A 15229-nucleotide genomic window follows, 5' to 3' on the forward strand; every position below is an offset into this window, starting at 1 on the left:
CGTTTATCGCTAACATCTGATCCTTACCCACCAGAACCTAGAGCGCAACTGAAGATAAATTCTTTGATAAAAGAGTAAGGAAGAAGGCTTTTTTCTTTATCAAAGACAGTTGCACTCTAGAACCAGGTTGGCTTACGGGATGTTAGGCGAAAACGACGATGAAAACTCAAACAAAGGAGCGCACTATGTCACATTCCACTTTATCCAAAAACAGCATCACTAATCCGCTTGAGGCGAGCAACGTATCACCGTTGCATCACTCAGGCTCCTCAACAATGAAAGTTTCACCGCGCACGGTGTTGGTAAATTGGTCTGAATCCAACCGCTTTAAAGATAATCGAGAAATGAATTTTGAAACCTTCGAAGGCGTCGCATTACAAGCTGCATTAGATAACCCAAAAGGCGGCTACGATAAAACCAATATCACAGTAACGTTTGATAATGGCCACGCGCACACTTGCCGTATCGATTTAGGTTGTGGCGGTAATGAAATTGGGTTTACCGATCATTGTGTCCAGGTCTTAGATTATGCGGAATCGCTAAAAGTGACAGACCCTAATCATTGGTATTTGAATAACCCCGATCATATTGAGTTAGTTACCTTGGTTAAAACCTACCAATTAGATCGTCAATTGGTAACTCTTGGCCGCACTATGGTATTTGAAAAAGTAAAAGAAGTTCAGGCACAGAAAGAGGCAGAAAAACAAGCAGCTTTAGAGCTACACCGTAACGAATTGGCAGATCGTGAACGCCGACAAAAAGCCTTTCAAGAGGGGTTGGTTATCCCTGAAAATGCTAAGGCGGTGATTGTGGCCACGTTTACGGAATACGATGAAGAGAGAAGTGATCCCTATAGTGATTATTACGCATCGATTACCACCAAAACTGTCGTTTTGGCGTGGTCTACCTATACGCGCCGGTTATTTCCAGAATTGCGTAAAGCGTGTCTTAATCATCCTGAAACTGAGTTTTTGAATAACAAAGAACTTAGTAGTGAACATCGTGAAAATTACTCAATGGGCAACGGGACGTACTTAACCGATCTTGAGTATATCCGTAACGGTTGGGAAGTTCGTAAGGTTATCTTTTTTGATGAATCTCAAAAAGAAAAATATGTGCCAATGGGCGAAATATCCCACTTGGTATAAGAAAGGGTAAGGCGTAAAATGTTCTTATTAACAAGAACATTTTATGCTTTCTATTATTAAGGATAAATAATGCAATACAAGCACGAATTTGGGTCAGGTTTTCAACTTGGCTTTGAATTATCACAGCATCCATATCTAATAGATAAAAGCTATCGAAATGATGATTGTCCTAGCTTCTTTTTTTGTCATAAAGACCAATTCTATATTTTATGGGTTGATTACCAAAACCAGAAACAACGTGAAAATGAAGATTCACTGAGATATACAATTCAACGCGCAGGCAACGAGGGGGATACTATCTCACCTGAAGTATACGCAAACAGCGGAGATATTGTTTTTGAAAGTGAAGAATTAAATTTTACACATTTCTATGAAGCTGTTTAGCTTATAACAGACTGTGATTTTGCCTTCTTTCTATTTTCAGAATAATCTTGATATTTAACGCATTCACGACCAAAATAACACTGTGAATAATTACAGTGTTATTTTTATGAATGTGATCCCTATTTCTGCCAGTGCCGGTATTACTGGCTTTGAAAGCCCTGCCGCTGAGTACTCTCAATTGGCGTTTGATCTTGATGAGCTACTAATAGATCACCCTAGCTCTACCTTTATTGGTCTCGCCTGTGGCGATTCGATGCAAGGCGTGGGCATCTTTGACGGTGATTTACTGATCGTTGACCGCTTCGTGACGGTATCAAACCATAATGTGATAGTGGCTAATCTAAACGGTGAATTTGTGTGTAAGTTACTTGATACGCAACGACGTTTATTAGTCTCTGCCAATGAAAGCATTCAACCAGTACCGATTAATGATTTTGATACGTTCAGCATTGAAGGGTTTGTGATCCGCTCGATACGCTGTCACCGCCCTAGCCATTTATTGAGTTTTAATTGATGTTTGCCCTTGTCGATGCCAATGCGTTTTATTGCAGTGCTGAGCAAGTGTTTCGCCCTGAATGGCGCTCTCGCCCTATTGTTGTCTTGTCTAATAACGACGGAATGATCGTGGCGGCTAACCGGTTGGCCAAAGATGCTGGTATCCAAAAGTTTAAACTTTACTTTGAGATGAAAGCCCTATGTGAGCAACGTGGGGTTATTGCGCTATCTTCAAATTATGAACTCTACTCTGATCTCTCTGCCAAAATGATGGAAGTGATCGGGCGCTTCGCACCAGAGCAACATATCTATTCTATCGATGAGTCTTTTCTTTCTTTTAAACGCTGTTTCCCTGCTATCCAATGTCTTCGACAACATGGATCCGAATTGCGTCGAGCTGTTTGGAAAGAGTGCCGTTTGCCGGTGTGTATTGGAATGGGTCCCACTTTGACATTAGCAAAGGTGGCCAATCACGCAGCCAAAAAAATCGAGCAATATAACGGGGTCTGTGTTCTGGATTCAAAGCACGAGCGCTTAAAAGTATTGGGCATTTTAGAAGTGGGTGATATATGGGGAATGCGGCGCGATAGATTAACGCCGCAATATACAACAAGATGGAACGATGTGCCGAAAATTAGGTGTTGATATATTATTTTATTTATTAAAACAACCCCCATTGTCCCCAGAAACCACACCATTAATTTTAAATAATCGGTTCCTTAATTAATGGTGTGATTTTTTCAATTTGGTTTAGCCAGGAACGAGTATCAGCACATCGCCAAGAAATGATTTCATCAATGTACTCATAGATATTCAGTACATGTTGATGATAAAAAATTGGTTCATGATGAGCGCAACGATTCCTGAAGTTTCGAATCAGAGTTGAACGATCTCTCAGCTCTTGCCTTAGTTCTTCAGCTGTTTCATATGGAGAGTGAGGAAATGCCTTTTCAAGAAATTTTTTATGCTTCCAAAGACGCACATCTTGTTTCTTAGTCAGTAGATGTTCAAACCAATAAAACTTTAATTCAGGGATAACTTGATTTGCATCTCGATAATGTTTTTGCTTTTTAACCGTAGATTCTAATTCGGCTTTTTCATAGCGTTTCAATGTATAGTTAAATTGAGCGTCAATAGGCCAATCTTTACCGTATCGATTTTCAATGGCTTCACTCACTAAATTACGTAGAAAGACTTCAAACACATGAAGAGGAAGTAAGTAATGGCTTGATACCGTTGCATTCCATTCATATAGCTGTAGTGCCAATTGTTCATCTTCAACACCGGTATGCTTTTTACTGGCATACAGATAAGTGCTAAATCGAGAAGTCGAAAGCGTATTTATGATCTTAGTATTATCCATTTAGCAATCTCTACAACAGTGAAATTTGACGCCCGAATCAAAAAGGCTTATTATTACCAATGAGAGCTTCGGCACATCACTGCTTTGCAGACTACCGAAGACAAAAGTTAAGAGAAAAGCCACGTATTTTATACGTGGCTTTTTTCGTTTTAGCTATCTACTGATCCTGCTTTCACTTTATCAGAAACATATTTGATAATGTCATCGTAAAGTTCAGATGGTAAGCGGCTTAACTCGATTTTTAAACCACGGTTATCACTGCTTTTTAGTACTTTAGCGTAGGTATTTTTATCATCAAAATCGGCTAGTGTTGTCGTATTCCAGGTAACTTTATCTGTCGGCTTTTTAAGTGTGGTTTCCATTAGGTTCAAGATCGCTTTTTGCTTATCTTCAACACTCGTCCCTTCTTCAGCGTCACTGAATTTTAGTGATGCAACAAACTTAGTAACACTTATCTTTTCTTTGGATAATTGCTTTTCAATCTTTGCCAATTTTGCATAGTAACCATTTGGGATACCTTCACAATCTGGAAATACTGAAATCAACGCTTGGTTAATCGACGCAGCAACATAACGTTTACGACAGGTTTCACGGCCTAATGAAAGATATTCGGCAATCTCATCAATTTTGGTAAAACCGCCCTCTTTCATTAGCCTTTCATAATCTGCACCAAGTTCTCGGTAAGACAAACGCTTTACAGATTGAGTCGTTTGAATAAAAGCGATTAAATCCGCGTCATCGATACTCTCTTCAATCACCCATAACGGCAAATCTTTTTGTGCATGAAGACAGCTAAAACGGCGGCGTGAACTATCAAGCAGTTCATAAATGCCTTGTTCGTTTTTGGTAGCAACGCCTTCGGTATGAACGCCCTCTTGTTCAATGCTGATTAAAATATCGCGCACAGAATCTAGTGTCAGTGAATCTTGTCGTCTTGGATTTAACTTATGAATCGCTGTTTTGCTTTTTAATTCGCTCGCAGTCACAACAATGCGTGTTGCACTTACTTTCTTGCCACTAGCAAAGGTGAAGGTTTTTTTTACGCCTTCATTTTTTTGTAATTTGCTAAGATTGTTCCCTTGATTGAAACCGGTGCGTTTATCTTGAGGTCTTAACATCTTATCGTCCTTTGGTTGCTAGTTGTTTAATCTCAGTAATGAATTGGTGGTAAACCGCGTTCACTGAAGTCATTGCTAAATCGAATTGCTTTCCACTGCATATCTGCTCTGATTTTCTAATATCTAAAACGGTTCTATTACTTTCTGCAGCAGCAACAAAAGCTTCTGAATGTCGAATAGAGGTTGATAATAAATGCCCTTGCGCGGCACGTAATAATTTATCGAATACCTTCACTTCATGAGCGCTCTTTTCATCAAAATTCACTGGCAATAATTTTGCCCATTTAAGGTTTTCACCTTTTGATGGAAGCTCTCTAAAGGTACTTGGCATTGTTGCCATGTAATTACTGGTAGATGCAAAATCAAATTCACGTGGTGTGACAGGAATAAGAACCGCATCCGCAGTTTCGTTTACGGCCCACAAAATTGGCGAGTTCTGCGGCGGTGTATCGATGAAGATAAGATCGTATTCGTCTTTTAGTACAGATAAGATTTTTTCACGAAGCAAGGTTAATAGTTGTTGTTGCCCTTCTGCATCTTGTCCCCAGTAGGCATCAACAAAACGCTCGTCTGATGGGAAAGCAGGAATTACATCAAGATTCGGTAAATGGGTTTTGAAAGGAATTGCTTTTACCAATTCAGCATAATCATAACCAGAAGCTAAGTACTGCGCGAAATCACCTTCAGGCTCTAATTCTGATAAGGCTACATCAACGGCTGTCATGTATACCGATTCATCGTCTGCTTGATGGATAAGATTTTGTCCTGTTGAACCTTGTGGATCTAAATCAATAATCAAGCAACGTGCATTTAGGTTTAAGTCTAACGCGGCAGCAGTCGCAAGCGTAACAGTTGTTGTTGATTTACCCGTTCCGCCTTTGTGATTTTCGACAACAATGGTTGTTGGTTCAAAGCGTTGTGAATATTTTGGATATGCCATGTAATCCATAAAATTGGCAACATCAAAACGGTTGTATAAATGGGTTCGGCCTTGAATAATGGGTTGGCCAATAACGCCCTTTTCCATTGCTTCATCTATACGAGTATTAAATGTCACACGAGATAAACCAAACAGTTCTTGAAGCTCTTTCTTTTTTAAACAGTGGTTGTAAATAAGGCGATCAACACTGTCTTTAATTTCAGTGTCAGTCACGTTGATTTGCATTCGCTCTTTTATTACTGCTTTTAAATCAGATTGCTCTTGTTGCATTCGCTCTGAAACAAGATCTAAAGAATCAAGAATTGTGCCCATTCCATTTGCCTCGGTATTCATAAAAAACTATGTATACATGATAAAGCACTAGAGCGAGAAATTAAACCATTAGAGTGTGTTTTTTATCTCAAATGGTTTAATTTGTGAGATTTTAGTCTGTTTATCTGGGGACAATGGGGGTTGTTTTTATTCTCCTAAAATCAGTACAGACAAGGCTTTTCTGTGCATTATCACTTTACGTAAATCATCTTCAAGAATTTCTGAATCTCTAGAGTTAAAGCGTGAGAGTTTAAAACCAAACTCAGCCTCTAAATACTCAGGCATATTTTTATTTTCCAGAGATTGGTCAATACCGTCTAACCACTCAATAAATTGCCCATAGGTTTCTGGACTACCTTTTGAACCAACTATTCCAATCAATCCATCGAGTGATTCTCTCACCTTTTGGTAGAAATCGGTATTCAATGGCTCAAAAACATAGCTAATGCTCGCTATATCATTATTAAAACGCCATATCATCTGCTTAGATATTAATGTGGCTAGCTCTAGCTTCCCTGCTCGTTTAATTGCTTCAAAAGACAATTTAACCGTTGTAGCACTATCTTTAATATCATCTTGCTTTGCGTACAATTTAACCGCATCACCTATATTTATCCTTTGTTTTGCTTTTACTCTTTCAGCATGAAACCAATAGGAAAATTTCAAACCTCTCATCATAGAAGAAATTGATAACGAAGGTTTAATATCGGACGAAATCCAACTGTGTAGTGAGTGCGTAGACCAGTATTCTGGAAGTAACGACTAGAAAATAATAATCTAATAGAACGTGTTCTAATCAATATAAATGAAACATCTATAGGCCAAGTTATAAAAAAACAAGTAATTATAGAGCCTCAACCTTTCCCATAAAGTGACCTCGTTACGAAGTCACTTTATTTTTACCCTTACAGCACATCCACAAACTTTTCACCATTCTTAAATCTTAGTTTACGTTTTACAACTCCAAAAGCGTAAACCTACACTTAACTTCGGGGACAATAAGGGTTGTTTTTAAATGCCATCACTTAAATCAACCTAAATCGATTGGTTTTCCATTTCAATCCATCAAACCTTAGCTGTATAAGCGGACCAAATTGTAAAAGATGAGGCTAATATTTTTTGTATGAGTTTGGGGTATTATTGAAAGAGATTCAGGCAGAATTGGTTCGTGTGATTAGAAAAATATTGGTTAATAACAAAGCTTAAATATATAGTAATGAAACTCAGAATAGCCTGAGTTTCATTACGTTAACTGATTAGAAATAATTAATTAGATAAGAACAAATGCCCCTGGTATATAACCACCCGCTTTCGCAATATTTTTCTTTAGCTCATATAAATTATCTTGCTCTAGTCCTTGCCACTTTCTCAATTTCTCGATCTGGTTAAATAATTCCAATGTATTCACATTTCGAATTATAGCAATTCGGTCTTCCTTACGAACAATCGCATCAAAATTACACCACTCAAAACCTTCGACAGAAGTAGATTCATATAAAAAATCTTCAGGCTCCATCTTTTGATGAGTCATGTGAATCAAAATATGGTAGTTCATATTTTCACTTAAATACACTTCAACTCGGATCTCCCTCCAGAAATCCAAAACAGCTAATTCAGGATTATAATAAGACCGATTATGAACAAACTGTTGTAGTACATCCTTAACAGAGGTGTTAATAGGGAAATTATGAGTAGTATGTTCAGGCATAAAAGCAGCTATACGCTCCCCTGTAATTACTAGCGGAATTGTATCTACAACAGGGGATAAACTATGAATAATTTTACTACCTAGTTTAAAGTCAGGGATTTCGCTAACAAGTGAATTTAGCTGACGAAGTATATAAAAATTGTCTGGCTCGATTTTTTTTATACCGTATTTATTCGTTAACTCTTTTAAATCACCTCTTACTATTTTAGCAAAATCACCATCGTTAGATAACTCAGTAAATTCTTTCGAGCGAACAAATCCATTAATACTTTCAAGCTTCTTTTCTTTGAGTTGTTCTTCAAAGTCACACCGACTTAAAATTTTATTTACCGTTTCATTATTAGTTAGGCTTCTGTAAACATCACGATAAAATCGATTAATAGTTACAGGTATATAACTTTCGAAAAACTTGTCTAAATCGTCATAAAGTTCTGCTGACTCAAATCGACCAGGATCCCTTCTAGGTGAACCACATAACTCCATTATTAATTTCATTTGATTCGGTGAGATTTTGAGAGATGTATTAGTACTCTTTAATTCACTAATTCTTGTATCTGTTATTCCCAAGTAATCTGCCAATTCTTTTTGAGTTTTACCTAAATTTTTATAGAACGTAATTGCGTGATTGATCCATCTAATTGATTCTTCTTTATTCACTTTCATAATAGCCACCTTTGAGTAATTAACCAGGAAATACTATCAGCCAAAGGCGATAAGTGTAATTACAAACTTTCTGTAATTATTCAGTAATAAATTACATAAAATAAAAGTGAGACATAACAACTATATTTTAAGAAAAGACATTTTTATTAAAAAGTACCAACAAATAAACACTAAAATCTAGTTACCAACGATCCCAAACCTTCCCAGAAAGTGGCTTCTTAATGACCTTACTTTATTCTCGTCTTTAATGTAGAAACTGATTAAATCTACATATTCTTCACCATGTTCAAATTCAGGTTGTGACCGAACGGGATCCAACCGAATTTTTCCATAATTCATGGCTCTTTTAATATGTAATGTTTTAAACAACCTACCATCGATAACTGATATCAATTCAGTATTCGAACTACAGTTAGTGAATATTGGCGATGTTGTCACAGCAATACACCAATCTGTTCCACGCTGATAACTGGCTGTTAAATTCACAAAATGCACATAGACATCTTTATTTTTTAATACCGCTTCTGATTTTGCCATCATATATATCCCATTTAGCTCAGAGCTGAATCGTTCTACTTTTCTTTGATTCAAAAAATCAGTAAAACTCGGGGCCGAGACTGAAGCTAAAATACTAATAATTGTCAGTGATATGATTAATTCAAAAAGCGTAAAACCCATATTTAACTTTGGGGACAATGGGGGTTGTAATTGGAAACCATGGTTAACATCCATATCTAAACTCTGGGGACAATGGGGGTTGTAATTGGAAACCATCACTTAAATCAACCTAAATCTGTTGGTTTTCCACTCTAATCCATCAATCAAACCTTGGTTATATAATCCGCCCCAATCATAAAAAAAGGGCGCAAAGCCTTGGCCTCCAGTTATATGGTTAAACCCAATAGCTGCAATAATTACCGCTGCAGATATTGCATATTCAACAGGGTCACCGGTTCTAAATCGTCCTCCAAACAAATGAAAACGTCGGTCACTGTAAGGAGAGAATGGCACGCCAGAAACCGTCATGGCATCAGTCAAAATATGACTCACTCCGCCCCAGGCAAACGCCGCTAATATTCCGTGATAATCCCAAATAAAAGTAAACGCAATTGCCGCTATGATCCAGTGCGTAAATACATGTGTTGGGCCTCGGTGTTTAATATGTTTCCCTGAAAGTTTATAAACATACTCCATCCAATCGGGTGCTGTTGCACCGGCGACACACGCAGCGACATGAGGCGGGGAAATCACCGCACAAATAGCTCCTGCAATTAACGTATGGTTTAACCATTTCATTGAGCTATTTCTTGAGGTGTAGGTTTTGGTAGGTAAGCGACTTTTTTAAGATAGCGATTCATACCATCACTTTGGCTTTCTTCACACATCGCAACCAATGCCAAACGTTGTTCAACTAAAGTGGCTTCGTGGGTTAAAACATCACGGTGTGACGTGGCCACTTTTTCTAATAAAGCTATTTGCTCATCGACATTAGCAATACCTTTTATTACTCGCGCTTTTGATCGCGCTTCTAAAGCTAGATAAAGCCCCATAGCTCGATAAGAGTAGTTTCTGCTCGCTAAGGCTTTGGTAAACGCAGCGACAGCGGTTGCCGTGGCTGTTCTGCGTTGATATTCCCATTGGCGTTCGCGTGATTGCTCTGTAGTTGAGTACAGCGGCATCTTGCCAACTATCCCAATGTAGTGCTCTGAGATCTCAGGCCAATCACTGGTATTGTATTCATCGATGTTAGATTTCACACCGGCAACAATATCGATATCAATTTTGAATTTACTTTTCTCTGGGTAGCAATGCAGCACAGAATTGAAAATAGCATCGGGGTTAATTTTTGGCGCTGGCAGCATAGCAGGAATAGGGGTATTAAAATGGGGTTCATCACCATGCAGTGTTGGCAGCTCGAACGGCTTTGCTTCTGGTGGTAAAACTTCAGGTTCACTCCAAGGTGAGCTGATCCCCCAATCAGTAGCACTCACCATTGAAGTAGCCCCAAGCAACAGCAAAACGAAGGTTGCTTTTAGCGATTGTATTTGTCTATTCGGCACGGGCAGATCTCCGCCCAGTTCCAAGCATTTGAAGCCCACCGACAACAGCTCCTGCTTCCCATGCACCAGACACGACGCACATGGCCACAATAAACCAAATCAGCGCTTTGGTTGTGTCGTAACTGGCATCTGTTAATAAATTGGTTCGTTGTGGATTTCTACGCTCGATAACAGGACGTATTGAAGGCGGCAGTCTTCCTTCTTCGCTCGATGTCATGATCCAAATCTTACTTGATAGCAAACAAGCACGAGCAACTTGCGCTTTGCGGCCTGTTAGTTTGTGTGCATCATCGACAAACAATAGTGCGCCAGTATCAAGTAAGTAGTCGGATAGGGCATCGGCTTTTAATTGTAGATTTAACTTTCGCCATTCTGTTTGATATTGGCCATCTTCATGCGCTTTACGCTTGGCTTCATACCATTTTGCAACCGCTTCATTTTCAACCCAGCTCGTCATTGGTAGCAAAGTTTCTAAATGCACCGGCTTGGCTTTATTGCCCCAAATACCATCTTGTTTTTCAATTAGTCGGCTAACCCACCGGCTTTTTCCTGAGTCATGAGCGCCGGTGATTAGCTGGCATTGAGTTCGTTTAAACGTAGTTTCTTTTCGATCTTTAGACGGAGCGAAGCGGCGCGGAGAATCGACAATTAATGGGGTTATGTATGGGCTTCCATTTTTTCTAATACGCTTATGATCAGTTCGCAGTTTTAAAAATCGCATGAGCCCTCCGTTAATTCGATGAGTATTAGCTTAGTGGCTTATTTTTAAAAGTGTGTGACAGCGTAGCGCTTTGCGAGTAGCGCGAACATTTCGTGTAACTGCGTTTTCTAACAGTAGAATTCCCCCGCGATCTAGGTTGAAAAAAACGTCCGAGCCTCACGTGAGTTTTTTCGTACGCGGAAATTTTTTTTAACGGAAGTTAGGGGTAAATGATTTGATTGATAGATGATGAGTGATTGATGATTTGATGATACGAATAAAACCATCGTTTAATTCGTATTTTCTTCAGGCAAAAAAGGTCTTATGACGGGCTGGGTAATGTCACATTAAAACGTGAACATCTACCTAAAATTCATCCCATCGATAAGACCAAATTAGATTGTAGCTTTTCAATTCTGTTTTTTTATCAAGCGCGTAGTTAATCAGTGTATTAGTTAGGGCTGGGCATAACTGATGGCTCGCCACACCATTTGTAGGTTAGGACGTAACTCCTTTCCATTTACTCATTTCTTCATTGGGTTAAATCACACTTCATGATTTATCGCATCCTCATGCTCTACCGCATCCAAAATAAATCATTACCGTTAACTTGTTTATCTCTGCCAATGCAGAACGTCTCCGTCTCAGACGAAAAGAGAATTGTCATTCATAATTTCTTTAATGAATATTTAAAACTTCATTGCCAACCCTATTATTTATTGTCGTAGGCGTGGTTTACCCGCATCGACTAGGCATGAATCCTATTAAGTGAATACCACAACTAGAAACGACTTATCTCGCTACTGATTTATCTAAGGTACTCTTTTTTAGGATTAGCACGATAAGGAGGGGGAAGGGGGATAACAAAAGGATCATTGCGATCCTTTATTTAATATGGAAATTATTAATTACATAAATTGAATTAGCATTTGCATTATGAGTCATAATATTAACCTTAGTTTATCTATGGTTTTTTGCTTAGTGCTTCAGTCATTGCTTGACCAAGCTTAACCATAAAATCACCATCCATCTTATAATCTTGGCTCGTTAGCATAGAAGCATTTGCCATCAATTCATTTAGTTCTTCAACGGTTGGGTTACCATCATCATTAGGAACAAAGTCAGTAATTAATTGATAAATCATTTCCGATTTTTTCAGGCTTTCTTGCTCTTTAGATAGCTCTTCTCTTAGTTCTATTTCTTCTTTTGCTTTCACTTTATGCCAAGTAAATAGGAATTTAATTTTAGCTATTTTCCGACCATGCTTAATTGGTTGATAACCAAATGAACCGGTTTGCTCACACGTTAAAAATCGAATGTTAGAATCCAATTTTTCAATCTCTTCAATCGAATTACGAACACATCGATCTAGAAACACTTTATTACTGGCATAGCTCTTCTTAATCATATTTCCTTTTGGATCGAGCAATCCAAAGAATTGATGAAGTTCCTCAACAGTAAAAGTATGCAGTTGTGTATTCTTACTCTTAAATCTACATAAAAGAGGGTAGAGTCTTTTTGAATGCTCTTTTTTTAACTTCCGGAAAATACGGTGATCAACCTGAGCATGGCCTTGTGAGATCCCTAGATATTCATTCAACAGTTCATCATTTGGAATAATCGTTAATGTCGCATCTTTGTACGATAAGCGTTTAAACAAGTTAATGTAATCAAACTCATTCTTTTCTGGATTTTTAAGCCCTACTTGTTTACGACTCAAACCTTCACTTGGCGCTACTAATGTATTGTATAAATCGACTTTCTTAACACCAAACCATTCACTTAGTACATCTGAGTTAAATTGATAAACAGGTGCTCGAATAGCTGTACCATCAATAAATGAATCCCAATGGTCTTTATGCAAACGAGTAAGCAGCAGAGCCATAATATCGTGTTCTTTTGGTGTCATCGTTAGCTGACTAAAAACTAATTCATGAGATTTCTTAAAGAATTGTCCTGGTAACTGTTTACTGTCATCAGTTCGTATCACTCTTTGTTCATTTTCAGTCTGATTTTGATTAGTCATATTCACCAACAACAGTTATTGAGATAAAGGTCACATAAAATTCCGTTATCTCATAATGGTAACAACATTTTCCGTAGATAACAGAAATAAGTGTAACCTTACAGAAAAAAGAAGCAAGAATAATCGATTAATTATCAAAAATAACGGAAAAAGGTGTTACCTTAATGGTCTGTACGGAAAATAATGATCTTTAAGACATAAATCCAAGTTATTCATTAATAACATAAGAATCACCGGAAAATTTTTATACCACAAACGGAAAAATTTGATCATTAACCGGAAATTTTTGTTACCTTAAACGGAAGATAAAGATCATTTGACGGAAAGAAATGATCTTTTTACGGAAATTTTTGTTACCTAACATTAATTAACATGCTGATTATAAAGAACTAAAAACGCCCTATATACTCTATATACTTTATAGATCATATAGAGAATATATATTGTTATATACAATGTGAATAAGTGAATAACTCCCACCTTTGTTATGTTGTCTAAGGTAATCAACCAAGGAAGAACCATGACAACGTATGCATACCTTCGTGTATCAACCGATGCACAAGATGTCCAAAACCAAAAACACGGCATATTAGAATACGCCAATCAAATGGGGATCTGTGATATTCAATTTGTCGAAGATACTCTGTCTGGTACTAAAAAATGGAAGAAACGTAGATTAGCCAAGTTACTTGAGGGAATGGGAGCTGGCGATACAATAATGTTTTCTGAAATAAGTCGTATTGCTAGATCAACACTTCAAGTTCTAGAAGTATTAGAGCTCTGTCTCTACAAATCGATTAACGTATTTATTATTAAACAAAATATGAGATTGGATGGGAGTATGCAGTCTAAAATCATAGCAACCGTTCTTGGTTTAGCTGCAGAAATAGAGCGGGATTTTATTTCTATACGAACAAAAGAAGCATTAGATGCAAAACGAAAGTTAGGGATCATTGGTGGCAGACCAAAAGGACCAGCAAAAAATTTAAAACTCGATAAACAAAAAGAAAAGATAACTGAATATTTATTAATGGGATTAAGCCAAGCATCAATTGCTAAGTTACTCGAAGTATCAGCAAGTACATTAAGTGATTATGTTCGTAGGCACCAACTAAGATCTCAAGCAGTAAAAATGACAGAGCCACAAATGCAAAACCAAATAGAAAGTCGCTCATTATAAAACCATTCTTTATGTTGCCCGTAGTTTGGGCATTTCATTATTCTTTCCATTTCATTCTCCTGTCATTACCTACACAGTAAAATGAGAATCGATTTATTCCATCAATGCTTTTAATTTTTCAGAGATATTTCCAAGATTAATTAAACTTAGCTAATTCTTTAAATTACTTAAATGAAACCTGGGTTAAGAAGTGTGTATAAACTAAACATCAACTCTTACAATTAAGTTAATTACTTAAGAGGTGTTTCTAAATTTACAATGTTCAGAAAGGTGTACTTTTTTGCACTCTATCAACCGCCCACCAAATCCGTTCAAAAAGTCTCATTGATAATTACTGAACATGACCATAATATAATTAATATCTTTTTGAACACAGTTAGGTCAAATTATGCTTATCGGTTACGCACGAGTCAGCTCAAAAGAACAATCAGTCGATATTCAGATAAAGCAGCTTCAAGAATTAGGCTGTGACAAAATCTTCCAAGAAAACGCGAGTGGTAAAGATTCAGAGAGAACCCAATTAAATGCGATGATCAATTTTTCGCGTGATGGCGATGTAATCCATGTAATGAAAGTAGATCGACTTGCTCGTAATACTATTGATGCATTGCAAATCGCGGATCAGCTTTCAATTAAAGGCGCAGGTTTGGTGTTTCATGATTTAGGTAACATCGATATAAATTCAGATGTAGGTCGAGTGATTTATACTACCATTTCAGCCTTCGCTGAAATGGAAAGAAAACGCATCCTACAGCGCTGTAACGAGGGTAGGGAGCGCGCTAAAGCAGAAGGTAGACACCTCGGCCGTTTTCCTAATAAGACGCTTCACAATCGCATTAAAGAGCTTGCGAGTGAGGGGATGAATAAAAACGCGATCAGTAAAGAATTGGGGTGCAGCCGGACGACGGTTTATAGTGTTTTGAAGGAAGGTTAATGTACGAAATTAATTAGTAGATTTTAATGTTTATACATAACACTTGATATTCAAAGTGATTATTTAGGCAAAATTTTAAAAAGTTTTAATTTGCATTATATTAGTGTTGTACGTTAGTTTTTACAGAAAAGGAATTTAAATTGTCTATACAATGACCATTAAAAATAGCATACCCATACTTAGAAAGGCATGGTGTAA

At 37.5% G+C, this 15229-nt stretch carries 16 protein-coding genes and 1 pseudogene; 6 read left to right on the forward strand and 11 right to left on the reverse strand.

Annotated elements, in window-relative coordinates:
- Positions 1 to 185: 185 nt before the first annotated feature.
- From ACU5DF_RS23745 to ACU5DF_RS23760, 4 genes are all read left to right on the forward strand, one after another.
- Entirely contained in the window at positions 186 to 1148 is a 963-nt protein-coding gene (locus ACU5DF_RS23745; RefSeq protein ID WP_446714377.1) for an LPD25 domain-containing protein, read from the forward strand.
- Positions 1149 to 1217: 69 nt separating this feature from the next.
- Positions 1218 to 1532 (forward strand): hypothetical protein, encoded by a 315-nt coding sequence (locus tag ACU5DF_RS23750; protein ID WP_446714378.1) that lies wholly within the window; start codon positions 1218 to 1220, stop codon positions 1530 to 1532.
- A gap of 106 nt (positions 1533 to 1638) precedes the next feature.
- Positions 1639 to 2046 carry a S24 family peptidase gene (locus ACU5DF_RS23755; RefSeq protein ID WP_446714383.1) on the forward strand — a complete coding sequence of 136 codons (408 nt, stop codon included), beginning with the start codon at positions 1639 to 1641 and terminating at the stop codon, positions 2044 to 2046.
- Complete coding sequence (locus ACU5DF_RS23760; RefSeq protein WP_446714384.1) at positions 2046 to 2672, forward strand: Y-family DNA polymerase; 627 nt, start codon at positions 2046 to 2048, stop codon at positions 2670 to 2672. The genes ACU5DF_RS23755 and ACU5DF_RS23760 overlap by 1 nt, the downstream gene beginning before the upstream one ends.
- A 58-nt stretch (positions 2673 to 2730) precedes the next feature.
- Here the strand turns inward: ACU5DF_RS23760 and ACU5DF_RS23765 are convergent, their stop codons facing one another.
- From ACU5DF_RS23765 to ACU5DF_RS23815, 11 genes and pseudogenes are all read right to left on the reverse strand, one after another.
- Entirely contained in the window at positions 2731 to 3390 is a 660-nt protein-coding gene (locus ACU5DF_RS23765) for an Abi family protein (RefSeq protein WP_446714379.1), read from the reverse strand.
- Between the two features lie 149 nt (positions 3391 to 3539).
- On the reverse strand, positions 3540 to 4508 hold the full coding sequence (locus tag ACU5DF_RS23770) for a ParB family protein (RefSeq protein ID WP_446714380.1): 969 nt from the start codon (positions 4506 to 4508) through the stop codon (positions 3540 to 3542).
- A 1-nt stretch (position 4509) separates the two neighbouring features.
- Positions 4510 to 5760 (reverse strand): ParA family protein, encoded by a 1251-nt coding sequence (locus ACU5DF_RS23775; RefSeq protein ID WP_446714352.1) that lies wholly within the window; start codon positions 5758 to 5760, stop codon positions 4510 to 4512.
- 147 nt (positions 5761 to 5907) lie between these two features.
- Complete coding sequence (locus ACU5DF_RS23780; RefSeq protein WP_446714353.1) at positions 5908 to 6426, reverse strand: hypothetical protein; 519 nt, start codon at positions 6424 to 6426, stop codon at positions 5908 to 5910.
- 604 nt (positions 6427 to 7030) lie between these two features.
- A complete protein-coding gene (locus ACU5DF_RS23785; RefSeq protein ID WP_446714354.1) occupies positions 7031 to 8131 on the reverse strand; it encodes a helix-turn-helix domain-containing protein in 1101 nt (366 codons plus the stop codon).
- Positions 8132 to 8308: 177 nt separating this feature from the next.
- Positions 8309 to 8671: a hypothetical protein gene (locus ACU5DF_RS23790; RefSeq protein ID WP_446714386.1), complete on the reverse strand. Its 363-nt coding sequence runs from the start codon at positions 8669 to 8671 to the stop codon at positions 8309 to 8311.
- 78 nt (positions 8672 to 8749) lie between these two features.
- A pseudogene (locus ACU5DF_RS23795) lies at positions 8750 to 8905 on the reverse strand (prepilin-type N-terminal cleavage/methylation domain-containing protein); the annotation flags it as partial.
- Between the two features lie 3 nt (positions 8906 to 8908).
- Entirely contained in the window at positions 8909 to 9427 is a 519-nt protein-coding gene (locus tag ACU5DF_RS23800) for a metal-dependent hydrolase (protein WP_061014246.1), read from the reverse strand.
- Positions 9424 to 10125: a hypothetical protein gene (locus ACU5DF_RS23805; protein WP_446714382.1), complete on the reverse strand. Its 702-nt coding sequence runs from the start codon at positions 10123 to 10125 to the stop codon at positions 9424 to 9426. Before ACU5DF_RS23805 ends, ACU5DF_RS23800 begins: the two co-directional genes overlap by 4 nt.
- A 55-nt stretch (positions 10126 to 10180) precedes the next feature.
- On the reverse strand, positions 10181 to 10912 hold the full coding sequence (locus ACU5DF_RS23810) for a hypothetical protein (RefSeq protein WP_446714355.1): 732 nt from the start codon (positions 10910 to 10912) through the stop codon (positions 10181 to 10183).
- Positions 10913 to 11855: 943 nt separating this feature from the next.
- Entirely contained in the window at positions 11856 to 12917 is a 1062-nt protein-coding gene (locus tag ACU5DF_RS23815) for a replication initiation protein (RefSeq protein WP_446714356.1), read from the reverse strand.
- A 520-nt stretch (positions 12918 to 13437) separates the two neighbouring features.
- On the opposite strand from ACU5DF_RS23815, the gene ACU5DF_RS23820 reads away from it, so the two are divergent.
- Together ACU5DF_RS23820 and ACU5DF_RS23825 are read left to right on the forward strand one after the other, a co-directional pair.
- Complete coding sequence (locus ACU5DF_RS23820; RefSeq protein ID WP_446714357.1) at positions 13438 to 14097, forward strand: recombinase family protein; 660 nt, start codon at positions 13438 to 13440, stop codon at positions 14095 to 14097.
- A gap of 388 nt (positions 14098 to 14485) precedes the next feature.
- Complete coding sequence (locus ACU5DF_RS23825) at positions 14486 to 15031, forward strand: recombinase family protein (RefSeq protein WP_446714358.1); 546 nt, start codon at positions 14486 to 14488, stop codon at positions 15029 to 15031.
- Positions 15032 to 15229 lie beyond the last annotated feature (198 nt).

It is taken from the genome of Aliivibrio wodanis (assembly GCF_052920805.1).

Coding starts and splice junctions, on each gene's coding strand:
- ACU5DF_RS23815 (WP_446714356.1), bottom strand. CDS start 12,917: ATGACTAATCAAAATCAGACTGAAAATGAACAAAGAGTGATACGAACT.
- ACU5DF_RS23785 (WP_446714354.1), bottom strand. CDS start 8,131: ATGAAAGTGAATAAAGAAGAATCAATTAGATGGATCAATCACGCAATT.
- ACU5DF_RS23765 (WP_446714379.1), bottom strand. CDS start 3,390: ATGGATAATACTAAGATCATAAATACGCTTTCGACTTCTCGATTTAGC.
- ACU5DF_RS23755 (WP_446714383.1), top strand. CDS start 1,639: ATGAATGTGATCCCTATTTCTGCCAGTGCCGGTATTACTGGCTTTGAA.
- ACU5DF_RS23825 (WP_446714358.1), top strand. CDS start 14,486: ATGCTTATCGGTTACGCACGAGTCAGCTCAAAAGAACAATCAGTCGAT.
- ACU5DF_RS23770 (WP_446714380.1), bottom strand. CDS start 4,508: ATGTTAAGACCTCAAGATAAACGCACCGGTTTCAATCAAGGGAACAAT.
- ACU5DF_RS23745 (WP_446714377.1), top strand. CDS start 186: ATGTCACATTCCACTTTATCCAAAAACAGCATCACTAATCCGCTTGAG.
- ACU5DF_RS23805 (WP_446714382.1), bottom strand. CDS start 10,125: ATGGTGAGTGCTACTGATTGGGGGATCAGCTCACCTTGGAGTGAACCT.
- ACU5DF_RS23790 (WP_446714386.1), bottom strand. CDS start 8,671: ATGATGGCAAAATCAGAAGCGGTATTAAAAAATAAAGATGTCTATGTG.
- ACU5DF_RS23800 (WP_061014246.1), bottom strand. CDS start 9,427: ATGAAATGGTTAAACCATACGTTAATTGCAGGAGCTATTTGTGCGGTG.
- ACU5DF_RS23760 (WP_446714384.1), top strand. CDS start 2,046: ATGTTTGCCCTTGTCGATGCCAATGCGTTTTATTGCAGTGCTGAGCAA.
- ACU5DF_RS23810 (WP_446714355.1), bottom strand. CDS start 10,912: ATGCGATTTTTAAAACTGCGAACTGATCATAAGCGTATTAGAAAAAAT.
- ACU5DF_RS23750 (WP_446714378.1), top strand. CDS start 1,218: ATGCAATACAAGCACGAATTTGGGTCAGGTTTTCAACTTGGCTTTGAA.
- ACU5DF_RS23820 (WP_446714357.1), top strand. CDS start 13,438: ATGACAACGTATGCATACCTTCGTGTATCAACCGATGCACAAGATGTC.
- ACU5DF_RS23775 (WP_446714352.1), bottom strand. CDS start 5,760: ATGGGCACAATTCTTGATTCTTTAGATCTTGTTTCAGAGCGAATGCAA.